Source organism: Pseudomonas proteolytica (assembly GCF_007858275.1).
GTDB classification, from domain to species: Bacteria; Pseudomonadota; Gammaproteobacteria; order Pseudomonadales; family Pseudomonadaceae; genus Aquipseudomonas; species Aquipseudomonas proteolytica.
On sequence record NZ_VFEV01000004.1, the window covers coordinates 108187 to 131571 of the forward strand.

At 61.2% G+C, this 23385-nt stretch carries 20 protein-coding genes and 2 tRNA genes; 6 read left to right on the top strand and 16 right to left on the bottom strand.

Features of this window, described 5'->3' with window-relative positions; genetic code table 11:
• Positions 1-147 precede the first annotated feature (147 nt).
• The 4 genes from FIV38_RS04555 (at position 148) to FIV38_RS04570 (ending at position 3233) form a co-directional block, all read left to right on the top strand.
• Positions 148-234: transfer RNA gene (locus tag FIV38_RS04555), tRNA-Leu, on the top strand.
• Between the two features lie 177 nt (positions 235-411).
• A tRNA-Leu gene (locus tag FIV38_RS04560) sits at positions 412-498 on the top strand.
• Between the two features lie 144 nt (positions 499-642).
• Positions 643-1668 carry an extracellular solute-binding protein gene (locus FIV38_RS04565; RefSeq protein ID WP_092233057.1) on the top strand — a complete coding sequence of 342 codons (1026 nt, stop codon included), beginning with the start codon at positions 643-645 and terminating at the stop codon, positions 1666-1668.
• Positions 1668-3233, top strand: coding sequence for an ABC transporter permease (locus FIV38_RS04570; RefSeq protein ID WP_092233054.1), 1566 nt, complete (start codon positions 1668-1670; stop codon positions 3231-3233). Before FIV38_RS04565 ends, FIV38_RS04570 begins: the two co-directional genes overlap by 1 nt.
• Before the next feature lie 90 nt (positions 3234-3323).
• Here FIV38_RS04570 and FIV38_RS04575 read toward each other — a convergent pair whose 3' ends face one another.
• The 12 genes from FIV38_RS04575 to FIV38_RS04630 form a co-directional block, all read right to left on the bottom strand.
• On the bottom strand, positions 3324-5258 hold the full coding sequence (locus FIV38_RS04575) for a methyl-accepting chemotaxis protein (protein WP_092233051.1): 1935 nt from the start codon (positions 5256-5258) through the stop codon (positions 3324-3326).
• Positions 5259-5397: 139 nt separating this feature from the next.
• Positions 5398-6687, bottom strand: coding sequence for an adenylosuccinate synthase (locus tag FIV38_RS04580; RefSeq protein WP_092233048.1), 1290 nt, complete (start codon positions 6685-6687; stop codon positions 5398-5400).
• Positions 6688-6741: 54 nt separating this feature from the next.
• Positions 6742-7929, bottom strand: a complete 1188-nt coding sequence (locus FIV38_RS04585; RefSeq protein ID WP_029299587.1) for an ATP phosphoribosyltransferase regulatory subunit — start codon at positions 7927-7929, stop codon at positions 6742-6744.
• A gap of 296 nt (positions 7930-8225) precedes the next feature.
• The gene (gene hflC / locus FIV38_RS04590) at positions 8226-9092 is read right to left on the bottom strand and encodes a protease modulator HflC (RefSeq protein ID WP_010213607.1); all 867 of its coding nucleotides are present in this window, start codon (positions 9090-9092) and stop codon (positions 8226-8228) included.
• Positions 9092-10270, bottom strand: coding sequence for an FtsH protease activity modulator HflK (gene hflK / locus FIV38_RS04595; RefSeq protein WP_029299584.1), 1179 nt, complete (start codon positions 10268-10270; stop codon positions 9092-9094). Before hflK ends, hflC begins: the two co-directional genes overlap by 1 nt.
• A 96-nt stretch (positions 10271-10366) precedes the next feature.
• Complete coding sequence (gene hflX / locus FIV38_RS04600) at positions 10367-11668, bottom strand: ribosome rescue GTPase HflX (protein WP_092233046.1); 1302 nt, start codon at positions 11666-11668, stop codon at positions 10367-10369.
• A gap of 12 nt (positions 11669-11680) precedes the next feature.
• On the bottom strand, positions 11681-11941 hold the full coding sequence (gene hfq / locus FIV38_RS04605; protein ID WP_010221594.1) for an RNA chaperone Hfq: 261 nt from the start codon (positions 11939-11941) through the stop codon (positions 11681-11683).
• Positions 11942-12036: 95 nt separating this feature from the next.
• Positions 12037-13008, bottom strand: a complete 972-nt coding sequence (miaA, locus tag FIV38_RS04610; protein ID WP_092233042.1) for a tRNA (adenosine(37)-N6)-dimethylallyltransferase MiaA — start codon at positions 13006-13008, stop codon at positions 12037-12039.
• Positions 13008-14906: a DNA mismatch repair endonuclease MutL gene (gene mutL / locus FIV38_RS04615; protein WP_166647829.1), complete on the bottom strand. Its 1899-nt coding sequence runs from the start codon at positions 14904-14906 to the stop codon at positions 13008-13010. Before mutL ends, miaA begins: the two co-directional genes overlap by 1 nt.
• Positions 14907-14920: 14 nt before the next feature.
• On the bottom strand, positions 14921-16342 hold the full coding sequence (locus FIV38_RS04620; protein ID WP_029299576.1) for an N-acetylmuramoyl-L-alanine amidase: 1422 nt from the start codon (positions 16340-16342) through the stop codon (positions 14921-14923).
• 17 nt (positions 16343-16359) lie between these two features.
• Complete coding sequence (gene tsaE / locus FIV38_RS04625) at positions 16360-16827, bottom strand: tRNA (adenosine(37)-N6)-threonylcarbamoyltransferase complex ATPase subunit type 1 TsaE (protein WP_029299575.1); 468 nt, start codon at positions 16825-16827, stop codon at positions 16360-16362.
• On the bottom strand, positions 16815-17675 hold the full coding sequence (locus FIV38_RS04630) for an NAD(P)H-hydrate dehydratase (RefSeq protein ID WP_029299573.1): 861 nt from the start codon (positions 17673-17675) through the stop codon (positions 16815-16817). Before FIV38_RS04630 ends, tsaE begins: the two co-directional genes overlap by 13 nt.
• A 63-nt stretch (positions 17676-17738) precedes the next feature.
• Between FIV38_RS04630 and queG the strand changes: the two genes are divergently transcribed.
• Positions 17739-18818: a tRNA epoxyqueuosine(34) reductase QueG gene (gene queG / locus FIV38_RS04635; protein ID WP_029299568.1), complete on the top strand. Its 1080-nt coding sequence runs from the start codon at positions 17739-17741 to the stop codon at positions 18816-18818.
• Here queG and FIV38_RS04640 read toward each other — a convergent pair.
• Together FIV38_RS04640 and orn are read right to left on the bottom strand one after the other, a co-directional pair.
• Positions 18800-19414, bottom strand: coding sequence for a trimeric intracellular cation channel family protein (locus tag FIV38_RS04640; RefSeq protein WP_169851492.1), 615 nt, complete (start codon positions 19412-19414; stop codon positions 18800-18802). The genes queG and FIV38_RS04640 overlap by 19 nt on opposite strands.
• 205 nt (positions 19415-19619) lie before the next feature.
• Positions 19620-20162: an oligoribonuclease gene (gene orn, locus FIV38_RS04645; RefSeq protein ID WP_010213620.1), complete on the bottom strand. Its 543-nt coding sequence runs from the start codon at positions 20160-20162 to the stop codon at positions 19620-19622.
• Positions 20163-20270: 108 nt separating this feature from the next.
• On the opposite strand from orn, the gene rsgA reads away from it, so the two are divergent.
• Positions 20271-21302 (top strand): small ribosomal subunit biogenesis GTPase RsgA, encoded by a 1032-nt coding sequence (rsgA, locus tag FIV38_RS04650; RefSeq protein WP_092233040.1) that lies wholly within the window; start codon positions 20271-20273, stop codon positions 21300-21302.
• 149 nt (positions 21303-21451) lie between these two features.
• Here rsgA and motB read toward each other — a convergent pair whose 3' ends face one another.
• On the bottom strand, positions 21452-22474 hold the full coding sequence (gene motB, locus FIV38_RS04660) for a flagellar motor protein MotB (protein WP_029299134.1): 1023 nt from the start codon (positions 22472-22474) through the stop codon (positions 21452-21454).
• Positions 22475-22477: 3 nt separating this feature from the next.
• On the bottom strand, positions 22478-23329 hold the full coding sequence (motA, locus tag FIV38_RS04665; protein ID WP_029299136.1) for a flagellar motor stator protein MotA: 852 nt from the start codon (positions 23327-23329) through the stop codon (positions 22478-22480).
• Positions 23330-23385: the final 56 nt, after the last annotated feature.

Genomic DNA, 23385 nt, shown 5'->3' on the forward strand with positions numbered 1-23385 from the left:
AGCCGGCAAATGCGTTTTATAGCCCCAGTAAGCCACCTTGCGCGACCGCCCGCGAAATTTTCCAGGCTTTTTTGATGACGGGGGTTTACAGCGCAAAAGTCACTCCGTATAGTGCGCGCCATCGACGACGGCAACGTTGAAGATACTGCCCAGATGGTGAAATTGGTAGACACGCCAGCTTCAGGTGCTGGTGACCGCAAGGTCGTGGAAGTTCGAGTCTTCTTCTGGGCACCAATTCAAAACCCAAGGCCAGCCTTGAGTTTCACAAAAACCCGCGAAAGCGGGTTTTTGCGTTACAGGCCTTTGATTTTTAACTGAAAATTTGATTTATAAAATCAAATCAGGGGTTTACAGATCAAAAAGCCCGCCGTATAGTTCGCCCCATCAACAGCGGCAACGTTGTTTGATAATGCCCAGGTGGTGAAATTGGTAGACACGCCAGCTTCAGGTGCTGGTGATCGCAAGGTCGTGGAAGTTCGAGTCTTCTCCTGGGCACCAAATTCAGATCAAACCCGCGAAAGCGGGTTTTTTCGTTTCTGGGGTTTAAAAACTCTGCCAGCAATTCCTGCCATGCCCGGACTTGAGAAGGTTTATCGTTTATCCTTGTAAGAATTTGTTGCATACAAGTGAGGAACACCCCGGATGATGATCCGCGATACCCGTCTCAAGACATCCCTTCTGCGTGGCCTGACCATCACTCTGCTCGGCCTGACCCTACTCTCGCCCACTGCCTATTCCGCCGACAAGGTTGAACTGACCCTGTACAACGGCCAGCACAAGGAAGTCGGCGATGAACTCGCCAAGGCCTTCGAGGCCAAGACTGGCATCCATGTGAATGTGCGCAAGGGCAGCAGCAACCAACTGGCCAGCCAGGTCGTTGAAGAGGGTGATCGCTCCCCTGCCGACGTGATCTACACCGAAGAGTCCCCGCCGCTGAACAAACTCGGCGAACAAGGCCTGCTGGCGACCATCGATGCCAGCACGCTAGATGTATTACCCAAGGAATACGTGGCCGCCGACGGCGCCTGGATGGGCGTGACCGCACGCACCCGGGTCGTGGCCTTCAACCCGAAACTGATCAAGGAAGACGAACTGCCCAAGTCGGTGCTGGATTTTGCCGACCCCGAGTGGCAAGGCAAGGTTGGCTTCGTCCCCACCAGCGGCGCCTTCCAGGAACAAGCCGTCGCGATCCTCAAGATGCACGGGCGCGACGCCGCCGAAGAATGGCTCACCGGCCTGCGCGCGTTCGGCAAGGTCTACAGCAACAATATGGTCGCCCTCAAAGCCGTGGAAAACGGCGAAGTGGCCACGGTGCTAGTGAACAACTACTACTGGTTTGCCCTGAAAAAGGAAAAGACCAACCTGGATTCGCAACTGCACTACTTCACCGATGGCGATGCCGGCGGCCTGATTACCGTATCCGCAGCAGCAGCACTGAAATCCAGCAAGCATCCCAAGGAAGCGCAGCAGTTGCTGGCGTTCATGGCCAGCGAAGAAGGCCAGCGCGTGATTACCAACACGTCCGCCGAATACCCGCTGCGCAAAGGCATGGAATCCAATCGCGGCCTCAAGCCATTTAGCGAACTGCAACCGCCGAAAATCACTCCCGCCGACCTGGGCAATGCCGAAGAAGCCCTGGAGCTGGAACGTGAGGTTGGCCTGAACTGATGAACCCATCGCTACCGACCCCCGCCTTGCGCGGGGGTTTTAGCCCACGGCGCAAGCGCCCCTCGATCTGGTTGCTGCTGCCGGTCTTACTGTTGGTCGGCCTGAGCCTGCTGCCGTTGGTGTATGTAGGCCTCAAGGCCTGGCAAGCCGGCTGGGCCGAAGCAGTGCATCTGCTGTGGCGACCGTATGTGTTCGGGTTGCTGCGCAATACTTTGGCACTGATGATCGGCGTGACCGTGGCCTGCGCCGTGATCGGCCTGTCCCTGGCCTGGCTGCTGGAGCGCAGTAACCTCCCGGGCCGGCGCATCTGGGGCGTGATTTTGTGCCTGCCGTTTGCCGTGCCGGCGTTTGTCAGCAGCTTTACCTGGGTGTCGCTGAGCGCCCAGTTCGAAGGCCTTGGCGGGGCGATCCTGGTGATGACCCTGTCCAAGTACCCTCTGGTGTTTTTGCCGGTAGCGGCCACCCTGCGCAACCTCGATCCGTCCCTGGAAGAGTCGGCCCGCACCCTGGGACTCAATCGTTGGGGCGTGTTCTTTCGCATTACTTTGCCGCTGTTGTGGCCGTCGCTGCTGGCCGGCGCCCTGCTGATTGCCTTGCATATGCTGGTGGAATTCGGCGCCCTGTCGATCATCGGCCTGCAAACCTTCACCACGGCGATCTACCAGCAGTTCGAACTGGAGTTCAGCAATGCCAACGCGGCGATGCTGTCTGCGGTGTTGCTGATGATGTGCCTGACCCTGCTCTGGCTGGAATTGCGCGTGCGCGGCAAGGGCCGCCATGTGCGCACCGGGCAAGGCGCGGCACGGCATGCCGAGCAGGTTCGACTGGCTAAATGGGCGCCACTGGGCCAGCTTTATTGCTTGATGCTGGCGATCATTGGCAGCGGCATTCCACTGGGGATGCTCGGTTACTGGCTGGCCGTGGGTTCTTCGGCCGCCTTCCCGGTCGCGCAAATCAGTGAGGCGTTGCTGTCGTCCCTGGCCTTGTCCTTGGGCGGCGCCGCACTTTGCCTGGCGCTGGCGGTGCCAGTCGGCTTGCTGGTGGTGCGCTACAAGGGCCAACTGGCGCTGTGGGCCGAACGCCTGCCCTACCTGCTGCACGCCCTGCCCGGCCTGGTGATTGCCTTGACCCTGGTGTATTTCGCCCTGCATTACGTGCCGGCGCTGTATCAGACCTCGGCACTGCTGTTGATCGCGTATGCATTGCTGTTCTTGCCGCTGGCCCAGGCGCCGATCCGGACCGCGCTGAACAAGGCGGCGCCCCAACTGGAGGAAGCGGCCCGCACGCTGGGTGCATCGTCATTCAGCGCATTTTGCCGGGTGACCTTGCCGATTATCTTTCCGGCATTGGGGGCCGCGTTTGCGCTGGTGTTCCTCGATGCGATGAAGGAATTGACCGCGACCCTGCTGCTTAGCCCGACCGGGCTCAATACCTTGGCCACTGCCGTGTGGGCGCATACCTCGAATGTGGAGTTTGCGGCGGCGGCGCCTTATGCAGCGTTGTTGATTGTGGTGTCGGGGTTGCCCGTCTATCTGCTCACGACGCGGATGTATCTGAGCCGCTGAGGCCGCAATCGCGGGCAAGCCCGCTCCCACATTGGAACGCGATTACCTGTGGGAGCGGGCTTGCCCGCGATGAGGCCCGAGCAGCCAACCTCAGGCCCGAAACTGCCCCAGGCTGGCCTTCAACTGCGCCGCCAACCCATCCAGCACCTTGCCACTGGCGGTGGTTTCCACCACCGCCTGGGCCGCACGCTCGGCCTGGGCGTGGATCACTTCGACCCGACCACGCACCGCATGCGCGCCCTGGGCCTGATGCTCGGCAGCCCGAGTCGCCAGGCCAATCGCCGCATGCACCTGCTCAACCGAGGCCTGCACCGTTTGCTGCAAGCGCACGCTGTCGCGCAGTACCAGCAGCCCCTCACTGGCCTGGCGTCCGGCCTTGCCGATGGTTTCCACCGCCTCGCGCGCGCCTTGTTGCAGCGCCACGATATGCGCCTGGATATCGCCCGTGGAGCTTTGGGTTTTACTGGCCAGCGCGCGCACTTCGTCCGCCACCACCGCAAAACCACGCCCGGTCTCACCGGCCCGCGCCGCTTCGATAGCCGCGTTCAGGGCCAGCAGGTTGGTCTGCTCGGCGATGCCGTGGATCACCGTCAGCACCACTTCAATCTGCTCGCTTTGCTGGGCCAGGCGCTCGATCACCTTGGAGCCGGCCTGCACCTGGCCCGCCAATGCCTCGATCAAACTGCCGACCTCGGCCGAGGTCCGCGAATTTTCATCGGTGGCCTGGCGTATATCCACCACCTGCTGCAACGCGGCCTGCATGGCATGGCTTTCGGCCTGGGCCTCATCAGCCATTTGCGACAGCGCCCGCAGGCTTTCGGCCACTTCATCGCGCTGCAAACCCGCCGCCGCATCGGCACCGGCGTTGCGCAGAGTCATCGCGCCGATTTCCACACCGGTACGCTGCGCCACATCACCCGCCTCCCGCACAATGGGCTGCAACTTATCCACAAAGCGATTGACCGCAGAGGCCATGGCGCCGATTTCATCCTGGCTGTTGATCTGCACGCGCTTGGTCAGGTCGCCCTCACCCGCCGCCAGATCATCCATGGCCGCAATCAGCAGTTTCAAGCGGTTGACCACACGCCGCCCAAGCACCACGGCAATCAGCAACAACACGCCCAGGCCAACCACCGCCAGGCCCAGGCCGATGCGCCAGCGCAAGGCTTGCGCGGCCTCCTGTACCGCACCCGAGGTGTTGGCCGTCATTTGCGTGGCCGTGGCTTGCGCCGACTGCAGGCGGGCGCCCATGGCTGCCGCACTGTCCGCCGCTGCGCCCTTGAGGCTATCCCCCACCAATTGACCGCCGCTGGCGATCAGCGCAGCAAAGCGCTGGTCCAGCGCCGTCAGGTCAGCCTCCACCGCCGCAGTGGAAACCCCCATGAGCACCTTGCCGATCTCCACGCCATTGGGGCTGATAGAGGCTTCGACGTAGTACACCGAAGGGTCGTTTTTCGCGGCATTCAACACTTTATCCAACGCACGGTCACCCTCGCCTTTCTCCAACAGCGCCTTGTTGATCGGGTTTTCCCGGTTCAGATAACGGGTCAGATGCTGGCCAGTAGCGTCGTCATACACCACAAACAACACATTGGGATTGCGCTGGGCGCGCCGGGCGAATTCCGACAGTGCCGGAACATCACTGTCCCACATCGCACGCGGTGCAACCGAGGCCAGCAACTGCGCCATGTCGTTGGCAGAGTCTTTCAGGTCCTTTTCCAGGGTCGCACGCAGTTGCTGCTGCTCTTGCTTCAAACGCGCAGAAAGCCCGGCAGTCAGGCGGTCACTGGTACTGGTCGATAAGCTGTCCAGGCTGGACATCACTTCCTTGCCCGCCTGCGTCAATTCGCCCGACAGTTTCTGGCTGTCGACGCCCAGGCGCTTGCCCAAATCGGCTTCCAGGGCCGTGACTGTGCTCCGGGTCAGGGCGACCGCCACCAGCACTTGCACCAAAAGAGCGATACCAAGGGTAACGAACACCGGTCGCAACAACCGGCTTTGTAACAATGAGAGAACGGCAGACATCGGGAATCCCTCCACCACGGGTGCCATTAAATTGATAGCACCGCGAAAGAGAGAAACATAGCAAGGGTCGTGCCGTGCCCGAGACAGAAACGACAAAGGGCCCCCGAAGGGGCCCTTTGCTTTTTACATCAACAGCTTATTAAGCGAACGGATGACGCAGGACGATGGTCTCGTTGCGGTCCGGGCCCGTCGAAATAATGTCGATCGGCGCGCCGATCAACTGTTCAACGCGCTTGATGTAGGCACGGGCGTTGGCAGGCAGCTCTTCCAGGGTCTTGGCACCCACGGTCGACTCGGTCCAGCCCGGCACTTCTTCGTACACCGGCTGCAGGCCCACGTAGCTGTCGGCGTCAGTCGGGGCAACATCGTTACCGTCTGCATCTTTGTAGCCGATGCAGATGTTGATGGCTTCCAGACCGTCGAGCACGTCCAGCTTGGTCAGGCAGATGCCCGAGATGCTGTTCACATCGATAGCGCGACGCAGGATAACGGCGTCGAACCAGCCACAACGACGAGCACGACCGGTAGTCGCGCCGAACTCGTGACCCTGTTTGGCCAGGTGCGCACCGACGTCGTCAAACAGCTCAGTCGGGAATGGACCCGAACCTACGCGAGTGGTGTAGGCCTTGGTGATGCCCAGGATGTAGTCCAGGAACATCGGGCCAACACCCGAACCGGTCGCCACGCCACCAGCGGTGGTGTTGGAGCTGGTCACGTACGGGTAGGTACCGTGGTCGATGTCCAGCAACGAACCCTGGGCACCTTCGAACATGATGTCTTTGCCGGCGCGACGCAGGTCGTGCAGCTCGGCAGTCACGTCCAGCATCAGCGGCTTGAGCAGCTCAGCGTACTCTTTGCACTCAGCCAGGGTCTTGTCGAACTCAATGGCCGGCTCTTTGTAGTAACCGACCAGCATGAAGTTGTGGTAATCCACTAGCTCACGCAGCTTGTCTTCAAAGCGCGGCATGTTGAGCAAGTCGCCCACACGCAGGCCACGACGTGCAACCTTGTCTTCGTAGGCCGGGCCGATGCCGCGACCGGTAGTACCGATCTTCAGCTCGCCACGGGCCTTTTCACGGGCCTGATCCAGGGCGACGTGGAAGGACAGGATCAGCGGGCAGGACGGGCTGATACGCAGGCGCTCGCGCACCGGTACGCCTTTCTCTTCCAGCTTGGTGATCTCGCGCAACAGGGCGTCAGGTGCAACCACCACGCCATTGCCGATCAGGCACTGCACGCCTTCGCGCAGGACGCCCGACGGGATCAGGTGCAAGACGGTTTTTTCGCCATCGATGACCAGGGTGTGGCCAGCGTTGTGGCCACCTTGGTAGCGCACTACGGCGGCAGCATGTTCGGTCAGCAGATCAACGATCTTGCCTTTGCCCTCATCACCCCATTGGGTGCCCAGGACTACGACATTCTTACCCATAACACTTGTCCTCATTCGCGCAAACTTGGTGCCGGCGTTGGCCGGCAGGAAAACTCAAGAAGCCAGTGGCGATACTTGCCAAAGCCCGTTCTGCTGAATCAATTGCCGGTCGCAGTCCGCTTCACGGGCGGCGGCCAATGGCTGCCCAGGCAAGGCCTGGACGACACGCTGACCCTCGCTGCGCAACTGGCAGACCTGCTGCCAGAGTGCCGCGTCCGTACTGTCTGGCATCCAGATACCGCCAGACGGTAGCTCGACTTCAGCACGCCCCAGGGTCACCAGGGTTTTCAAATCGGTAGAAAAACCAGTTGCCGGACGGGCACGACCGAAGTCGGCGCCGATATCGTCATAACGACCGCCCTGGGCAATGGCTTGGCCAACACCCGGCACAAACACGGCGAACACCACACCGGTGTGGTAGTGGTAGCCGCGCAACTCACCCAGGTCGAAATACAAAGGCAACTGCGGGAAGCGCGCCGACAACTGCTCGGCAATCGCCAGCACATCGTCCAGCGCCGCCAATACAGGCGCAGGCGCTTTGGCCAGGCGCTCACGGGCGGCGGCCAGCACTTCGCGACCACCACACAGATCCACCAGCGCACGCAGCATGCCAGCCAGATCGGCAGGCACACCTTCGGTCAGGGCGATCACTTCGTCGATAGCTTTGCGCTGCAGGGCATCGAACAACTGTTGCTCAACTTCACCGGACAGACCAGCCGCACGGGCCAGGCCACGGTAGATACCGACATGCCCCAGGTCCATGTGCACATCCGGCACGTCAGCCAACTGCAGCATCGCCAGCATCAGGCTGATGACTTCGACGTCGCTGCTCGGGCTTGCATCGCCGTATAACTCGGCGCCCAGCTGGATCGGGCTACGGGAAGACGACAAGGCACGCGGCTGGGCATGTAGCACGCTGCCGGCGTAGCACAGGCGGCTCGGCCCTTCACGGCGCAGGGTATGCGCATCGATGCGCGCCACTTGCGGCGTGATGTCGGCGCGAAAGCCCATTTGCCGGCCCGATTGCGGGTCGATGACCTTGAAGGTGCGCAGATCCAGGTCCTGGCCCGCGCCGGTCAGCAGGGATTCCAGGTACTCGATATGGGGAGTCACGACAAACTCGTAACCCCAGCTCTGGAACAGATCCAACACCTGGCGACGCGCGATTTCAATACGCGCAGCCTCTGGTGGCAGTACTTCTTCGATGCCATCTGGCAGCAGCCAGCGGTCTACCGTTGCCATTACGCCATTCCCCTATGACCCGGCCAGCCCTTGGGCGAGCCTTGAGTGAAGCAGAAAATACCCGGCCCCTGCATAAACCACGCGCAAGAGCGACGTGACGAATGGCCTGTAACGGGCCTCGTCGGGCACTTTCCTCGAAAAACCTGTCACGCCTGCAGCGCACAACAACAATCAAACATGCAGACGCAAAAAAGCCGGGAATTTCCCGGCTGCCGCATCATACACCCGTTTTCCGAAAGGATCACCCCGCCGAGCGTTTTAGCCGCCCGACGGAGTGAAACCAGCCAGTCAGCGGGTTACTTGGACTTTTCCAGGTAGCGGAAGAAATCGCTACTTGGGTCCAGCACCATGACATCGGTTTTGTTCGCGAAGCTTTCACGGTAGGCACGCAGGCTACGATAGAACGCGTAGAACTCCTGGTCCTGGCCGTAAGCCTTGGCGTAGATCGCCGCGGCTTGAGCATCACCATCACCGCGAGCCTCTTCAGACTCACGATAGGCTTCTGCCAACAGTACGCGACGCTGACGGTCGGCATCCGCACGGATACCTTCAGCCAGTTCGTTACCCTTGGCACGGTGCTCACGAGCCTCACGCTCACGCTCGGTGCTCATACGCTCGAACACGCTGCGGTTCACTTCCTTGGGCAGGTCAATGGCCTTGACCCGAACATCGACCACTTCGATGCCCAGCTCTTTTTCGGCCATGGTGTTCAACGAACGCGTGATGTCAGCCATCAGCGCATCACGTTCACCCGATACCACCTCGTGCAGGGTGCGTTTACCAAACTGGTCACGCAGGCCCGATTCCAGACGACGGGACAAACGCTCGTCGGCAATCTGCTTGAGGCCGGAAGTCGCGGTGTAGAAGCGCTCGGCATCCTTGACGCGCCACTTGGCGTAGGCGTCAACCATCACGGCTTTCTTCTCCAGGGTCAGGAAGCGCTGCGTCGGTGCATCCAGGGTCATCAGGCGGGCGTCGAACTTGCGCACCTGGTTGACGTAGGGGACCTTCACATGCAGGCCTGGCTGGACATCCGCCTGGACCACGCGACCGAATTGCAGCAACACCGCACGCTCGGTCTGAGCCACGATGTAGAAGCAGTTCCAGGCAGCGATGACCACGACGACACCCACAATCAGGGCGGTCAGCGATTTATTGCTCATCAACGACTCTCCCTGGAACGTGTTTGCTGTTGCTGCAAGTCAGCGGCCGCACGGGCGCTCGCTTCGTTGGCAGCGGCAGTCGAACTGGCGGAAGACGAAGTGTTACCAGCGCTACGACCACCTTCGATCATCTTGTCCAGCGGCAGGTACAGCAGATTGTTCTGCCCACCCTTGTTGCCGGTCACGAGTACCTTGCTGGTATTGGTGAAGACTTCCTGCATGGTGTCCAGGTACAGACGCTCGCGGGTGACTTCCGGTGCCTTGCGGTACTCGGCCACCAGCTTGGTGAAGCGGTCAGCCTCACCCTTGGCGCGGGACACGACTTCGTCGCGGTAACCGTTGGCATCTTCAAGGATGCGCTGGGCCTGACCACGGGCTTCCGGCACGACGCCGTTGGCGTAGGTTTCAGCCTGGTTGCGCGAACGCTGCTCGTCTTCACGGGCGCGGATCACGTCATCGAAGGCTTCCTGCACTTCACGCGGTGCCGCTGCGCTCTGTACGTTGACCTGGGTAACAGTGATACCGGTGCGATATGTATCGAGGAACCGTTGCAGGCGCTCCTTGATCTCGCTGGCCATCAATTCACGACCTTCGGTCAGCACCTGGTCCATCGCAGTGGAGCCCACTACGTGGCGCAGGGCGCTTTCGGTCGCGTGCTGCAAGCTGATTTCCGGCTGGTCGACGTTAAGCACGAAGTCCTGCAGGTTGCTGATCTTGTACTGCACGGTCAGCGGCACTTCGACGATGTTCTCGTCTTCGGTCAGCATCTGGCCCTGCTTGGTGTAGGCACGCTCACGCGTGACGTTCTCCATGTACTTCTTGTCGATCGGCGGGAAGTAGATGTTCAGGCCTGGACCGACAGTCTCGTAGTACTTGCCGAAGCGCAGCACCACGGCTTGCTCCTGCTCGTCGACTACATAGACCGCGCTGTACAGCCAGACAGCCGCCAGCGCCACGAGACCGAGGCCAAGCAGGCCGTAGCCGCCGCCCTTGCTCGTGCGACCGCCGTCGTCACCACCACGTTTTTTTCCACCACCGAACAACCCATTCAGGCTTTCCTGCAGCTTTCGGAAGGCCTCGTCGAGATCTGGTGGCCCCTTGCGGTCGCCATTATTGCGGCGTTTACCACCCCAAGGATCCTGATTATTCGAGTTGCCACCCGGCTCATTCCAAGCCATAGCGCTCTCCATCTGATAAAGCAAAGACGCACCCACGGCGCGCCGACCAATGCTACAGAATGCCTGCCACAGCGGCACAACCGCTTTCTCAGGCTTTTATTGCAAAGTGTGTTGTTCGAGGAACTCTGTCGGTACAACACCCTCACGACTCACCAGCCGATTGAGCTCCGAACGAGGCAAACGAACAGCCAGCAGGCTGACACCTTCTTCGTCGTGTTCTTCTTTCTGTACGGCGCCCAACTCAAAAAACTGAGCACGCAGTCGAGCAAAACGCTGCGGCAAGCGCAAGGTGCCGACGAACAAATCACCACCGAGCAACTCGGCAATCGCCTGCTCGAGCAGCTTAAGACCGCTACCATCGCGCGCCGAGAGCCAGACCCGTTGGGGCCTGCCGTTTTCGTCACGCTGGATTTGCGGCTCTACACCCTCAAGCAAATCGAGTTTGTTATAGACCTCAAGGATCGGCAAGTCCTGGGCACCAATCTCGCCCAGTACCACCATGACCTGTTCGATCTGCAACATCCGGTCAGGCTCGGCCGCATCGATTACGTGCAGCAGCAGGTCGGAGTTGCTCGACTCTTCGAGCGTAGACCGGAACGCCTCGACCAGCTTGTGGGGCAAGTGGCGAATGAAGCCCACGGTATCGGCCAGCACAATCGGCCCCAGGTCGTCGAGTTCCAGACGGCGCAAGGTCGGGTCGAGGGTGGCGAACAGCTGGTCGGCCGCGTACACGTCCGATTTGGTCACGTTGTTGAACAGCGTGGATTTGCCGGCGTTGGTATAGCCCACCAGGGACACGGTAGGGATATCCGCACGCGTACGCCCACGGCGCGATTGCTCGCGTTGGCTGCGTACTTTTTCCAGACGGCCCTTGATCTGGCGCAGGCGAACCCGCAGCAGACGCCGGTCGGTCTCAAGCTGGGTTTCACCCGGGCCACGCATGCCGATACCGCCACCCTGACGCTCAAGGTGAGTCCAGCCGCGAACCAGGCGGGTGCTCATGTGGTCAAGCTGGGCCAGTTCGACCTGGAGCTTGCCTTCATGGGTACGGGCGCGCTGGGCGAAAATATCGAGAATCAGACCGGTGCGGTCAATCACGCGGCACTCGAACACACGTTCGAGGTTACGTTCCTGACTGGGCGTGAGGATGTGATTGAAGATCACCAGATCGGCTTCTTCGGCATGGACCAGGTCGCGCAGTTCCTCGACCTTGCCGCTGCCAATCAGAAATTTGGCGGTTGGCCGATGACGCGGCACGTTAAAAAACGCGACGGTCTCGGCGCCGGCCGAATTTGCCAGCTCCTGAAACTCCTGCGGATCTTCGCGCGCCTCAGGGTCCTGTCCATCCAAGTGAACGAGGATTACTCGCTCACCACCACCGTGGCGCTCAAAGAACAAAGGAGACTCCTATCAGGCGTTACCTGGCTCAGCGTCACCCTGTTCGGATTCGGTTGCGCTAGGCAGACGAATTGGACGAACCGGCACTACTGTCGAGATAGCGTGTTTGTAGACCATCTGGCTGACGGTGTTTTTCAGCAGGATAACGAACTGGTCGAAAGACTCGATCGTACCTTGCAGCTTGATGCCGTTGACCAGATAGATGGAAACCCCAACTTTCTCTTTACGTAAAGTATTCAAGTAAGGGTCTTGTAGCGAATGCCCTTTTGACATGTGCCGCACTCCTTTAAGGATCAATAATAAAAAATCGGAAAAATAGATAGTTTGTGACCGTCACACCCCCAAGGATAGACGGCAATTGCAAGGACTCAGCTCAATATGGAGACCGTTCCCAAGTATTTCAAGGCGCGTGACAGATTGTCGCAATCCAGACTGTCCAGCCAATGCAAGTCAGTCCAGCTGCGCAGCCAAGTGAACTGGCGCTTTGCCAATTGGCGCGTGGCAATAATGCCGCGCTCCTGCATTTCGGCTGACGTCAGCTTGCCATCCAGATGATCCCAGACTTGGCGGTAGCCTACAGCACGTATCGAAGGCAATCCCGGATGCAGATCACCTCTTGAACGCAGTGCTACGACCTCCTCTACGAACCCCTGTTCCAACATAATTGTGAATCTTTGTGCAATTCGCTCATGCAGCACCTGGCGATTCGCCGGAGCGATAGCCAGATTTGCGACAGTATAGGGCAATTGTCCCGGTCCAGAGGTGCCTGCGTCAGTACTTTGCGCAGATTGTCTGAGGCGGTGGGCTGTCATGGTCTGACCACTGACGCGCCAGACTTCCAGGGCCCGGCTCAGGCGCTGGGGGTCATTGGGGTGAATGCGCGCGGCAGACACCGGGTCAATCGCCGCCAATTGCTCGTGCAGGGCTTGCCAGCCAAGGCGCGCAGCCTCTTCTTCGATTTCGGCGCGCACCTGTGGATCGGCGGGCGGCATGTCTGCCAGGCCTTCCTGCAGCGCCTTGTAATAGAGCATCGTGCCGCCCACCAGCAGCGGGATATTGCCCCGCGCGGTGATTTGCGTCATGGCGGCAAGGGCATCGCTGCGAAAATCCGCCGCCGAGTAGCTTTGCGACGGATCGATAATGTCGATCAGACGATGGGGATGGGCGGCCAACAGCTCTTTGGACGGTTTGGCGGTGCCGATGTCCATGTCCCGGTAAACCAGGGCCGAATCGACGCTGATCAACTCGCACGGCAGGACCTTGGTCAGCTCGATAGCCAGGTCGGTCTTGCCGGCGGCCGTCGGGCCCATCAGGAAGATGGCGGGAGGTAGAGAGCTCATCAACGGCCGCGCAGGAATAGTTTGTCCAGATCATCCAGGCCCATTTGGGTCCAGGTCGGTCGGCCGTGGTTGCATTGGCCGCTGCGCTCGGTGTTTTCCATATCCCGCAGCAAGCCGTTCATTTCCGGCAGGGCCAGGCGCCGGTTGGCGCGGATTGCACCGTGGCAGGCCATGGTGCCGAGCAGTTCGTTGATATGCGCCTGGATCCGGTCACTGGTGCCGTATTCCATCAGGTCCGCCAGCACGTCAGCTACCAGCCGATTGGCCTCGGCCTGCTTGAGCAAAGCCGGAATCTGCCGGATCGCCAGGGTTTCTGGCCCCAGGCGCTGCAACTCAAAGCCCAGCTTCTGGAACACCGCCAGGTGCTCTTCAGCGCAATCGGCCTCGCGCTGGCTGACCGCCAACGACTCCGGCACCAGCAACGGCTGGCCGCTCAGGCCTTCGCTGGCCATGGCGATCTTCAGGCGCTCGTACATGATCCGCTCATGGGCCGCGTGCATGTCCACCAGCACCAGGCCGTGGGCGTTTTCCGCGAGGATATAGATGCCCTTGAGCTGGGCCAGGGCATAACCCAGGGGCGGGATATCACCGCCACCTTCCGGCAAAGCCACTGCGCCCGGCTCGGCACCGGGCAGCGGCGCAAAGAACTCGCGATAGGCCGCCTGGGCCTCGGCCACCGGCACTGCCGATTGCGGTCGCGGGGTGTATTGATATTGATAGCCGGCACCTGCACCGGAACCCGCCGCCGGGTAACTCGGCTGGGCTTGCGGCGATTGCAGCAGGTTGGCCGCCAGGCTCATTTCGCCCTGGGGCCCGAATTCACCGGCCTCCGGCCCTGTCGGGCGGACGACGGCAGTGACAATCGGCGCGCCCAACTGATCATCCGGGCGCACGTCGCCCAACGCTCGGTGCAAGGTACCGTAGAGGAAGTCATGAACCATGCGCCCATCACGGAAGCGCACTTCATGCTTGGTCGGGTGCACATTGACGTCGACGACCGCCGGGTCCACTTCAAAAAACAGCACGAAGGTCGGATGGCGGCCGTTGAACAGCACGTCGCGATAGGCCTGGCGTACCGCATGGGCCACCAGCTTGTCGCGCACCGCACGGCCATTCACAAAGAAGTACTGCAAGTCCGCCTGGCTGCGGGAGAACGTCGGCAGGCCTACCCACCCCCACAAATGCAAGCCATTGCGCTCGATTTCAATCGGCAGCGCCTGCTCCAGGAAGCCCGCGCCACAGATCGCCGATACGCGTCGGGCGCGCGCGGCATCGTCGTTGGCCTCGTGCAGGCTGAGGATGGTCTTGCCGTTGTGGCGCAAATGGAAGGCCACGTCGAAACGGGCCAGGGCCAGGCGCTTGATGACTTCTTGCAGGTGATCGAATTCGGTTTTTTCGGCCTTGAGGAATTTGCGCCGAGCCGGGGTATTAAAGAATAAGTCACGCACTTCCACCGAAGTGCCTACCGGGTGGGCCGCCGGCTGGACCCGGGGGGCCATGTCGCGACCTTCGGTCTCTACCTGCCACGCCTGCTCGGCGCCACGGGTGCGGGAAGTCAGGGTCAGGCGCGCCACCGAGCTGATCGACGCCAGCGCTTCGCCACGGAAACCCAGGCTCATCACCCGCTCAAGGTCTTCCAGGTCACGGATCTTGCTGGTGGCATGTCGCGCCAGCGCCAGCGGCAGGTCATCGGAGGAAATCCCGCTGCCGTCGTCGCGCACCCGCAGCAGTTTGACCCCGCCCTGCTCCACATCCACGTCAATGCGCTTGGCGCCGGAGTCGAGGCTGTTTTCCAGCAGCTCCTTGATCACCGAGGCCGGGCGCTCAACCACTTCACCCGCGGCAATCTGGTTGGCCAGCCGCGGGCTGAGCAATTCGATGCGCGAGGCGCTGTTCAATACCGATTCACTCATTACTGGGCTGCCAATTCAGTGCCAGGGATGGTCAACACCTGGCCGACTTTCAGTTCGTCGGTTTTCAGGCTGTTGGCGCTGCGCAAGGTAGCGGCCGACACCTGGAAGCGCACAGCCAGCATGGCCAGCGTATCGCCAGGCTGCACCCGGTGATCGCGTGGGCCCTGGGCGATTTTCCCGGAATCGCGCAGCCAGGCGATATAGGTGCCCGGTGGCGGGTTCTGCTGGAAGAACTGACGCACGCCAGAGCTGATGGAACGCGCCAGGGCCTGCTGATGGCTGGCACTGGCCAGCTTGTTGGCTTCGTTGGCGTTGGAGATAAAGCCGGTTTCCACCAGGATCGACGGGATGTCCGGCGACTTGAGCACCATAAACCCGGCTTGCTCCACCCGCTGTTTATGCAGCGGCGTGACCCGGCCCATGTTGGTCAGGACTTTCTGCCCGACGTTCAGGCTGGAGGTCAGCGAGGCGGTCATCGACAGGTCAAGCAACACACCAGCGAGCATGCGGTCCTTGTCATCCAGGGACACGTTGCCCGCGCCGCCGATCAAGTCGGAGCGGTTTTCGCTATCGGCCAGCCAGCGTGCAGTCTCAGACGTCGCGCCGCGATCCGACAGGGCAAACACCGAGGCGCCAAAGGCGGCCTTCGACGGTGCGGCGTCGGCGTGGATCGAGACGAACAGGTCGGCGCCCTTCTTGCGGGCGATTTCGGTACGCCCGCGCAATGGGATGAAGTAGTCACCCGTACGGGTCAATTCGGCGCGGTAGCCTTTCATGCCGTTGATCTGGCGCTGCAATTCCCGGGCAATGGCCAGGACCACGTCTTTTTCGTGTTGGCCACGGGAACCGGAGGCGCCCGGGTCTTCACCGCCGTGGCCGGCATCGATCACTACGATGACGTCACGCTTGCCGGCCGGTGCGGGCGGCAGCGGTGGCAACTTGACCTGGGGCTGCGCAGGGTTGACCGGCACCGCAGGCGTCGTGGCAACAGCAGGCGTTGGCGCAGGGGCTGGCGCCGCGTCGGCCGGGTTGTCAAACAGGTCGACCACCAGGCGGTTGCCATACTGGGCGTTCGGTGCGAGGGAAAAACTCTTGGGTGTGACGACCTTCTTCAGGTCGATGACCACCCGCAGGTCGGTCGGCGTGCGCTGGGCCGAGCGCATCGCGGTAATCGGCGTGTTGGCCGTGGAAACCTTCAACGGCGCGGCTAGGGTCGCACCATTGATGTCGATGACCAGGCGATCAGGCGCCGTCAGGGTAAAGACACTGTGCTGGACCGGGCCAGACAGGTCGAACACCAGTCGCGTGTTATCCGGCGCTCGCCACAGGCGCACACTTTTTACCTGTGAAGCGGCCAGAGCATTGACAGTCATTGCCGCAAGCAACACCCCCACGACAGCAACCAACGCGCGAAAGCGCATACCTAACCCACCCATTATTAGAATTCCAAAGCCAAAGCGGCGCACCAGGACTCACTGCGCGCGCTCTGGGACAACAATTTCAACTGACGCCCATTGTCATGCGGGGTAATGGTAATGGTCAGGTCAGGCTTTGGCAAAAAGCCTGTGCCCTTGTCCGGCCACTCGATCAGGCATAACGCATCGCCATCGAAGTAATCGCGGATGCCCATGTACTCCAATTCCTCGGGATCCACCAAGCGATAGAGGTCGAAATGGAACGCCCGCACGTCACCGATCTCGTAAGGTTCTACCAAAGTGAACGTCGGACTTTTTACTGCGCCGGTATGGCCAAGCCCACGAATAATGCCGCGCGACAGCGTGGTTTTGCCGGCACCCAGATCGCCCTGCAGAAAAATCAGGCCCGCGCCCTGGGTGATTTCGGCAATGCGTTTGCCAAAAGCCACCATGGCCTCCTCATCCGCAATAAACAGCGTTACTTCAGACACGGTGACTGCTCCTCCAACAACTGACGAATGGCGGGAATCAGGTCGCTGGCAGCCAAGCCGCGACCAAAACTACCCTGACGGTCGCCCGCCGTGGCATGCAACCACACCGCCAGGCTGGCGGCCTCGAACGCCGGCATGCCCTGAGCCAGCAGCGCGCCGGTGAGGCCGGCAAGCACATCGCCCAAACCCGCCGACGCCATGGCGGGATGGCCCTGATCGCAACGTGCCACCCGCCCATCCGGGCTGGCGATCAGGCTGCCAGCGCCCTTGAGTACCGTGACGGCATTGAGTTTCTGGCTCAGCGCGCGCGCCACCTTAAGCCGGTCGGCCTGAACCTCGGCTGTCGAGATCCCCATCAGCCGCGCCGCTTCCCCAGGGTGCGGAGTGATCACACAACCGCCCGGCAGAGCTACATGGCCTGCGGCCAGCAGGTTCAGTGCATCAGCATCCCAGACCTGGGGTTGCCGGGCATTGGCAGCCACCGACAGCAGGCTTTTACCCCACGCCATGTCGCCGAGGCCGGGACCAATAACGATCACCGAGACTTTCTCCAGCAGGGCCATCAACTGATTGGCCGAATGCACGCCCCGCACCATGACTTCCGGCAAACGGGTCAGGGCTGCCGGGACGTGCTCGCTGCGGGTCGCCAGGGATACCAGGCCAGCACCGCTGCGCAGCGCGCTTTCGGCACTCAGCAGCGACGCGCCGCCAAAGCCATGGTCGCCGCCAATGACCAGGACATGGCCAAACTGGCCCTTGTGGGCCGCTGGGGAACGCGCAGCCAGTTGCGGCAAATGGCCAGGCAACAGCGGCTGAACGTCGGTTATTTCGTGTTTTGTCTGCGGCATGCGTCTTCAAGCTCCGATGTCTGGCAGAATTATACGCATCTAACCTGCGGTTTCTCTCGTCTCATGCCTGCTATTACCACCGATCTGCCCGCCCTCGCCCAATCGATCAAAGACTGGGGCCGCGAGTTGGGCTTTCAACAAGTCGGCATCAGCGGCCTGGACCTGGCCGAGCATGAACAGCACCTGCAGCGCTGGCTCGACGCGGGCTACCACGGCGAGATGGACTACATGGGCGCCCATGGCAGCAAGCGCTCGCACCCCGACGAACTGGTACCCGGCACCTTGCGCGTGGTGTCCCTGCGCATGGATTACCTGCCCGGCGACACACAAATGGCGCAACTGCTGGCCCAACCCGAAAAAGCCTACATCTCCCGCTACGCCCTGGGCCGCGACTACCACAAGCTGATCCGCAAGCGCGTGCAGCAACTGGCCGACCGCATCCAGGCCCAGATCGGCCCGTTTGGCTTTCGCGCCTTTGTCGACAGCGCCCCGGTGCTGGAAAAAGCCATCGCTGAAAAGGCCGGCCTGGGCTGGATCGGCAAAAACACCCTGGTCCTCAACCGCAAGGCCGGCAGTTACTTCTTTCTCAGCGAGCTGTTTGTCGACCTGCCGCTGCCTATCGACCCGCCCCACAGCACCGAACACTGCGGCCGCTGCACCGCCTGCCTGGATATCTGCCCGACCAATGCGTTCGTCGGGCCCTATGTGCTGGACGCCCGGCGCTGTATTTCCTACCTGACCATTGAGTTGAAGAGCGCGATCCCCGAAGACCTGCGGCCGTTGATTGGCAACCGCGTGTTCGGCTGTGATGACTGTCAGATCGTTTGCCCGTGGAATCGTTTCGCCCGACCTTCAGGAGAAAGCGATTTCAAGCCGCGCCACAACCTGGATAACGCTGAACTGGCCGAGTTGTTTATGTGGGATGAGGATAAATTCCTCAGCAGCACCGAAGGCTCGCCACTGCGCCGTGCCGGTTACGAGCGCTGGCTACGCAACCTGGCCGTGGGCCTGGGGAATGCGCCCTCCAGCATTCCGGTGCTCGAAGCGTTGAAGGCGCGCCGGGATTACCCCTCTGAACTGGTCCGCGAACATGTGGAATGGGCACTGAACCAGCACGCAATCCGTCAGTGCTCGTCGTTGTAGACGAACTTGGGCATTTCCCAATGAAAGCGGATCGCCAACAGGCGTAGCAGAAAACCGCTGAACAGGGTCAGCAGGATAGCTTGCTCGCTGGGCAGTTCGAGGTAGATGCACAGCATGTAGCACCAGGCCGCGAGGAACGACACGCTGGCGTACAACTCGCGGCGGAAGATCAGCGGAATGTCGTTGCAGAAGATATCCCGCAGGATGCCGCCGAACACACCGGTAATCACGCCGCTGACCGAAGCCACCAGCATGCCGTGGCCCATTTCCAGGGCCGTCATGCAGCCGATCAGCGTGAAGGCCACCAGGCCCACGGCGTCCAGCGCCAAAAACAGTGAACGCAAATGGCGCATCAGCGGCGCGATAAAGATCGTCACCAAGGCCGCGACTGAGGTCAGCACCAGGTATTCCGGGTGTTTGACCCAGGTCAGCGGGTAGTGGCCGAGCAGCACATCACGCACCGAACCGCCGCCAAGGGCTGTGACGCACGCGATCAGCACCACGCCGAACCAATCCATGCCGCGCCGACCGGCGGACAAGGCACCGGTCATGGCTTCGGCGGTGATGGCGATGAGGTAGAGCATCAACAGCATGATGGCGATCCTTGCAGGAATATTGTGCAGAGCTGGCGTGTGGTGGCGAGCGGGCTTGCCCCGCGCTGGGCTGCGTAGCAGCCCCGATATTGGGCGATGATATCCGACCGAAGGGTTGCAGTGGCTGAATTAGGGCCGCTGCGCGCCCCAGCGCGGGGCAAGCCCGCTCGCCACGACATACCCACAACAAACCTGCCAAACGGTAGGATCAGGCCTTGATGAAATGCTTGCGGTAATGCTGCAACTCGGCAATCGACTCGCGGATATCGTCCAGGGCCAGGTGGGTGCTGCCCTTGTGGAAGCTGTCCTTGACCTCCGGCGCCCAGCGCGCGGCCAGTTCTTTCAAGGTCGACACGTCAAGGTTGCGGTAGTGGAAGTAGCTTTCCAGTGCCTTCATATGGGTATAGAGGAAGCGGCGGTCCTGGCAGATGCTGTTGCCACAGATCGGCGACTTGCCCTTGGGCACCCATTTTTCCAGGAAGGCAATCGTCTCGGCCTCAGCCTCGGCCATGCTGATGCGGCTGTCGCGCACACGCTGGGTCAGGCCCGAGTTGCCGTGGGTGCGGGTGTTCCACTCATCCATAGTGGCCAACACCGCGTCGCTATGGTGGATAGCGATCACCGGACCTTCGGCCAAGGTGTTGAGGTTGCTGTCGGTGACAATGGTCGCCATCTCGATGATGACGTCGGTGTCAGGGTTCAGACCGGTCATTTCCAGATCGATCCAAATCAGGTTCTGTGGGTTTTGCATGTCGTAGTTCCTTGGCACCTTGGCGTAGCTGCGCAGTTTAGCAGGCGGCGGCGTGCTAGACTCGCGACCGTTTTACCCAACCTTTTGCATTATCGACACGGAACACCAATGGCCAAACGCCAGCTCAACCGTCGCCAAAACTGGCGCATCGAAAAGATCCAGGGTGAACGCGCTGCCCGCGCCGCCAAACGTGAGTCCTCTGCCGTGGAAGCGCTGGAGGGCGGCGACCTGGGACCCGAGCAAACGGGCCTGGTAATCGCGCACTTTGGGGTACAGGTCGAAGTCGAGGCGCTGGAAGGCGAACTGGCGGGCCAGGTTTCCCGCTGCCACCTGCGCGCCAACCTGCCGGCGCTGGTAACCGGCGACAAAGTCGTCTGGCGTGCCGGCAACCAGGGCATCGGGGTGATCGTCGCGCAACTGCCGCGCACCACCGAACTGCGTCGCCCCGACAGCCGTGGCCAGCTCAAGCCGGTAGCGGCCAACGTCGACATGATTGTCATCGTCTTCGCCCCGCTGCCCGAGCCCCACGCCAACCTGATCGACCGCTACCTGGTGGCCGCCGAACACGCGGGTATCCGGCCCCTGCTGCTGCTGAACAAATTCGACTTGATCGACGAACAAAACGCTCCGGCGCTGAATGCGCTGCTCGCGGTTTATCGGCAGTTAGGTTACCCGGTGCTGGAAGTCTCCGCGCACCATGGCAATGGCATGGAACAACTGCAACAGCAGTTGGACGGGCGCATCAGCGTGTTCGTCGGCCAGTCGGGCGTGGGCAAGTCGTCGCTGGTCAACAGCCTGCTACCGGAAGTCGAGACCCGCGTCGGTCCGCTGTCGGAACTGTCCGGCCAGGGCACGCACACCACCACCACCGCACGCCTGTTTCACTTCCCGGGCGGGGGCGAGTTGATCGACTCACCGGGCATCCGTGAATTCGGCCTGGGGCACGTCAGCCGCAGCGACGTGGAAGCCAGCTTTATCGAGTTCAACGACTTGATCGGCACCTGCCGCTTCCGCGACTGCAAGCATGACCGCGAGCCGGGCTGCGCCTTGCTCAAGGCGCTGGAAGATGGGCGCGTGCAGCAGCAGCGGATGAACAGCTATCGCTCGATCATCGCCAGCTTGCCAGAGAGCAGCTATTAAGTTGTAGGCACACGCTTATGTGGGAGCGAGCTTGTGTGGGAGCGGGCTTGCCCGCGAAAGCGGTGGGTCAGCCAACCTCAATGTTTACTGGGCCGACGTCTTCGCGAGCAAGCCCGCTCCCACACAAGCCCGCTCCTACACAAAGCGCATCAGCTCCCGGCCGGGGCTTCTCCGGGAGCCTTCACCCCACCCTCATCAAACAGATTGAGCTTCTGGCGCAACTCATGCGCCGGCAACGGCTGCTGCTCTGGCGGCAGGGCGTTCGGGTCCACCGGCACTTCACCTGGTGCGCCGTCGCCTTGGGTCGGCACTGGCGGCGTGGGTACCTGATCACCTTCAATCGCACGCTGGGCCTTTTTGGTCAGCACGACGATATCAATGCGCCGGTTGACCGGGTTGAACGGGTCCTGGACATCAAACAGCTGCGATGAAGCAAAACCCACCACGCGCGCTACCTGGGTATCCGGATAACTGCCGGCCACCAGGGCACGACGCGCAGCGTTGGCACGGTTGGCCGACAGCTCCCAGTTGCCGAAATCACCCAGGCCCGAATAAGGCTTGGCATCGGTGTGGCCGCTGACGCTGATCTTGTTCGGCACCGCCTTGATGGTGTCGGCCATGGCCAGCAGGATGTCTTCGAAGTAAGGCTTCAAGCGCGCACTGCCAGAATCGAACATCGGGCGGTTAGCCGCATCCATGATCTGGATACGCAGGCCATCCGGGGTGATCTGGAAGTGGATCTGGTCCTTGAATTTTTGCAGTTGCGGGTTCTCATCCACCTTGTTCTGCAACTCTTGCAGCAACAACTCCAGGCGCTCCTGCTCGACCTGTTCAGCCATGCTTTCGACGGTCTGGCGTTCGATCGGGATGTTTTCCTGGGGCGCTTCGGTTTGCACTTCCGGGTTGATGGTGCGCTCGGGAGCCAACTCAGGCGAACCACCCAGGTCGATCACAAACGGCGTACCACTCTCGGAGAAGCCGATGGGATCCTTGAAATAACCGGCAATGGCGATCTTCTGTTCAGGGGTGGCAGTGGACATCAGCCACAGCACCAGGAAGAACGCCATCATCGCCGTCGCAAAGTCGGCGAACGCGATTTTCCAGGCACCGCCGTGGTGCCCGGCAGCGAAGCGCTTGACGCGCTTGATGATGATTGGCTGGTTGTTTTCCATGGCTTAGCGACCGCGAACTGCTTGTTCCAGCTCGGCAAAGCTCGGACGGTGCTTCGGATACAACACCTTGCGCCCGAATTCCACGGCCAGGGACGGCGGCATGCCCGAAGCAGACGCCACCAGCGACGCCTTGATGGCTTCGTAGATATTGAGCTCTTCCTTGGCATCGTGGGCCAGGGAGGTGGCCAGCGGACCAAAGAAACCATAAGCGGCGAGAATACCAAAGAAGGTCCCCACCAACGCCGCACCAACGTGCATGCCGATCGCGGCCTGGTCGCCTTCGCCCAGGGACGCCATGGTCACCACGATACCCAGTACCGCCGCGACAATACCGAAGCCGGGCATGCCGTCGGCGATGCCGGTCACGGCGTGGGATGGGTGTTCGAGTTCTTCCTTGAGGCTGAACAGTTCCATGTCGAACAAGCCTTCCAGCTCGTGCGGGGCCATGTTGCCGGAGGACATGATGCGCAGGTAGTCGCAGATGTAGGCCGTCATGCGGTCGTCTTTGAGCACGGCCGGGTACTTGGCGAAGATCGGGCTCGCCGCGGCGTCCTCGATATCAGCCTCGATAGCCATCATGCCTTCACGGCGGCTCTTGTTGAGGATCTCGTAGACCAGGCCCAGCACTTCCAGGTAGAACGTGTGGGAAAAGCGCGAGCTGAACATACCCAGCGACTTTTTGACCACGTGCATGGTCATGTAGCCTGGGTTAGCCTGCAGGAAAGCGCCAAACGCCGCACCGCCGATGATCAGCACTTCGAAGGGCTGGATCAGCGCAGCAATTTTACCGTGGGACAGAACGTATCCGCCGAGCACGCTTGCGATGACGACGATGATGCCGATAATTTTAGCCATAGGGGATGAGTACTTGCGCCGTCGGGTTCATGGACATATTCGGAAGATCTAAAAAC

Excerpts from the sequence above, each read along its gene's own strand:
- FIV38_RS04580 (WP_092233048.1), bottom strand. The coding sequence starts at position 6,687 with ATGGGTAAGAATGTCGTAGTCCTGGGCACCCAATGGGGTGATGAGGGC.
- hflK (WP_029299584.1), bottom strand. The coding sequence starts at position 10,270 with ATGGCTTGGAATGAGCCGGGTGGCAACTCGAATAATCAGGATCCTTGG.
- orn (WP_010213620.1), bottom strand. The coding sequence starts at position 20,162 with ATGCAAAACCCACAGAACCTGATTTGGATCGATCTGGAAATGACCGGT.
- FIV38_RS04630 (WP_029299573.1), bottom strand. The coding sequence starts at position 17,675 with ATGCCGCAGACAAAACACGAAATAACCGACGTTCAGCCGCTGTTGCCT.
- FIV38_RS04575 (WP_092233051.1), bottom strand. The coding sequence starts at position 5,258 with ATGTCTGCCGTTCTCTCATTGTTACAAAGCCGGTTGTTGCGACCGGTG.
- rsgA (WP_092233040.1), top strand. The coding sequence starts at position 20,271 with ATGGCCAAACGCCAGCTCAACCGTCGCCAAAACTGGCGCATCGAAAAG.
- FIV38_RS04620 (WP_029299576.1), bottom strand. The coding sequence starts at position 16,342 with ATGCGCTTTCGCGCGTTGGTTGCTGTCGTGGGGGTGTTGCTTGCGGCA.
- FIV38_RS04570 (WP_092233054.1), top strand. The coding sequence starts at position 1,668 with ATGAACCCATCGCTACCGACCCCCGCCTTGCGCGGGGGTTTTAGCCCA.
- queG (WP_029299568.1), top strand. The coding sequence starts at position 17,739 with ATGCCTGCTATTACCACCGATCTGCCCGCCCTCGCCCAATCGATCAAA.
- FIV38_RS04565 (WP_092233057.1), top strand. The coding sequence starts at position 643 with ATGATGATCCGCGATACCCGTCTCAAGACATCCCTTCTGCGTGGCCTG.
- FIV38_RS04585 (WP_029299587.1), bottom strand. The coding sequence starts at position 7,929 with ATGGCAACGGTAGACCGCTGGCTGCTGCCAGATGGCATCGAAGAAGTA.
- hfq (WP_010221594.1), bottom strand. The coding sequence starts at position 11,941 with ATGTCAAAAGGGCATTCGCTACAAGACCCTTACTTGAATACTTTACGT.
- motA (WP_029299136.1), bottom strand. The coding sequence starts at position 23,329 with ATGGCTAAAATTATCGGCATCATCGTCGTCATCGCAAGCGTGCTCGGC.
- hflC (WP_010213607.1), bottom strand. The coding sequence starts at position 9,092 with ATGAGCAATAAATCGCTGACCGCCCTGATTGTGGGTGTCGTCGTGGTC.
- miaA (WP_092233042.1), bottom strand. The coding sequence starts at position 13,008 with ATGAGCTCTCTACCTCCCGCCATCTTCCTGATGGGCCCGACGGCCGCC.
- motB (WP_029299134.1), bottom strand. The coding sequence starts at position 22,474 with ATGGAAAACAACCAGCCAATCATCATCAAGCGCGTCAAGCGCTTCGCT.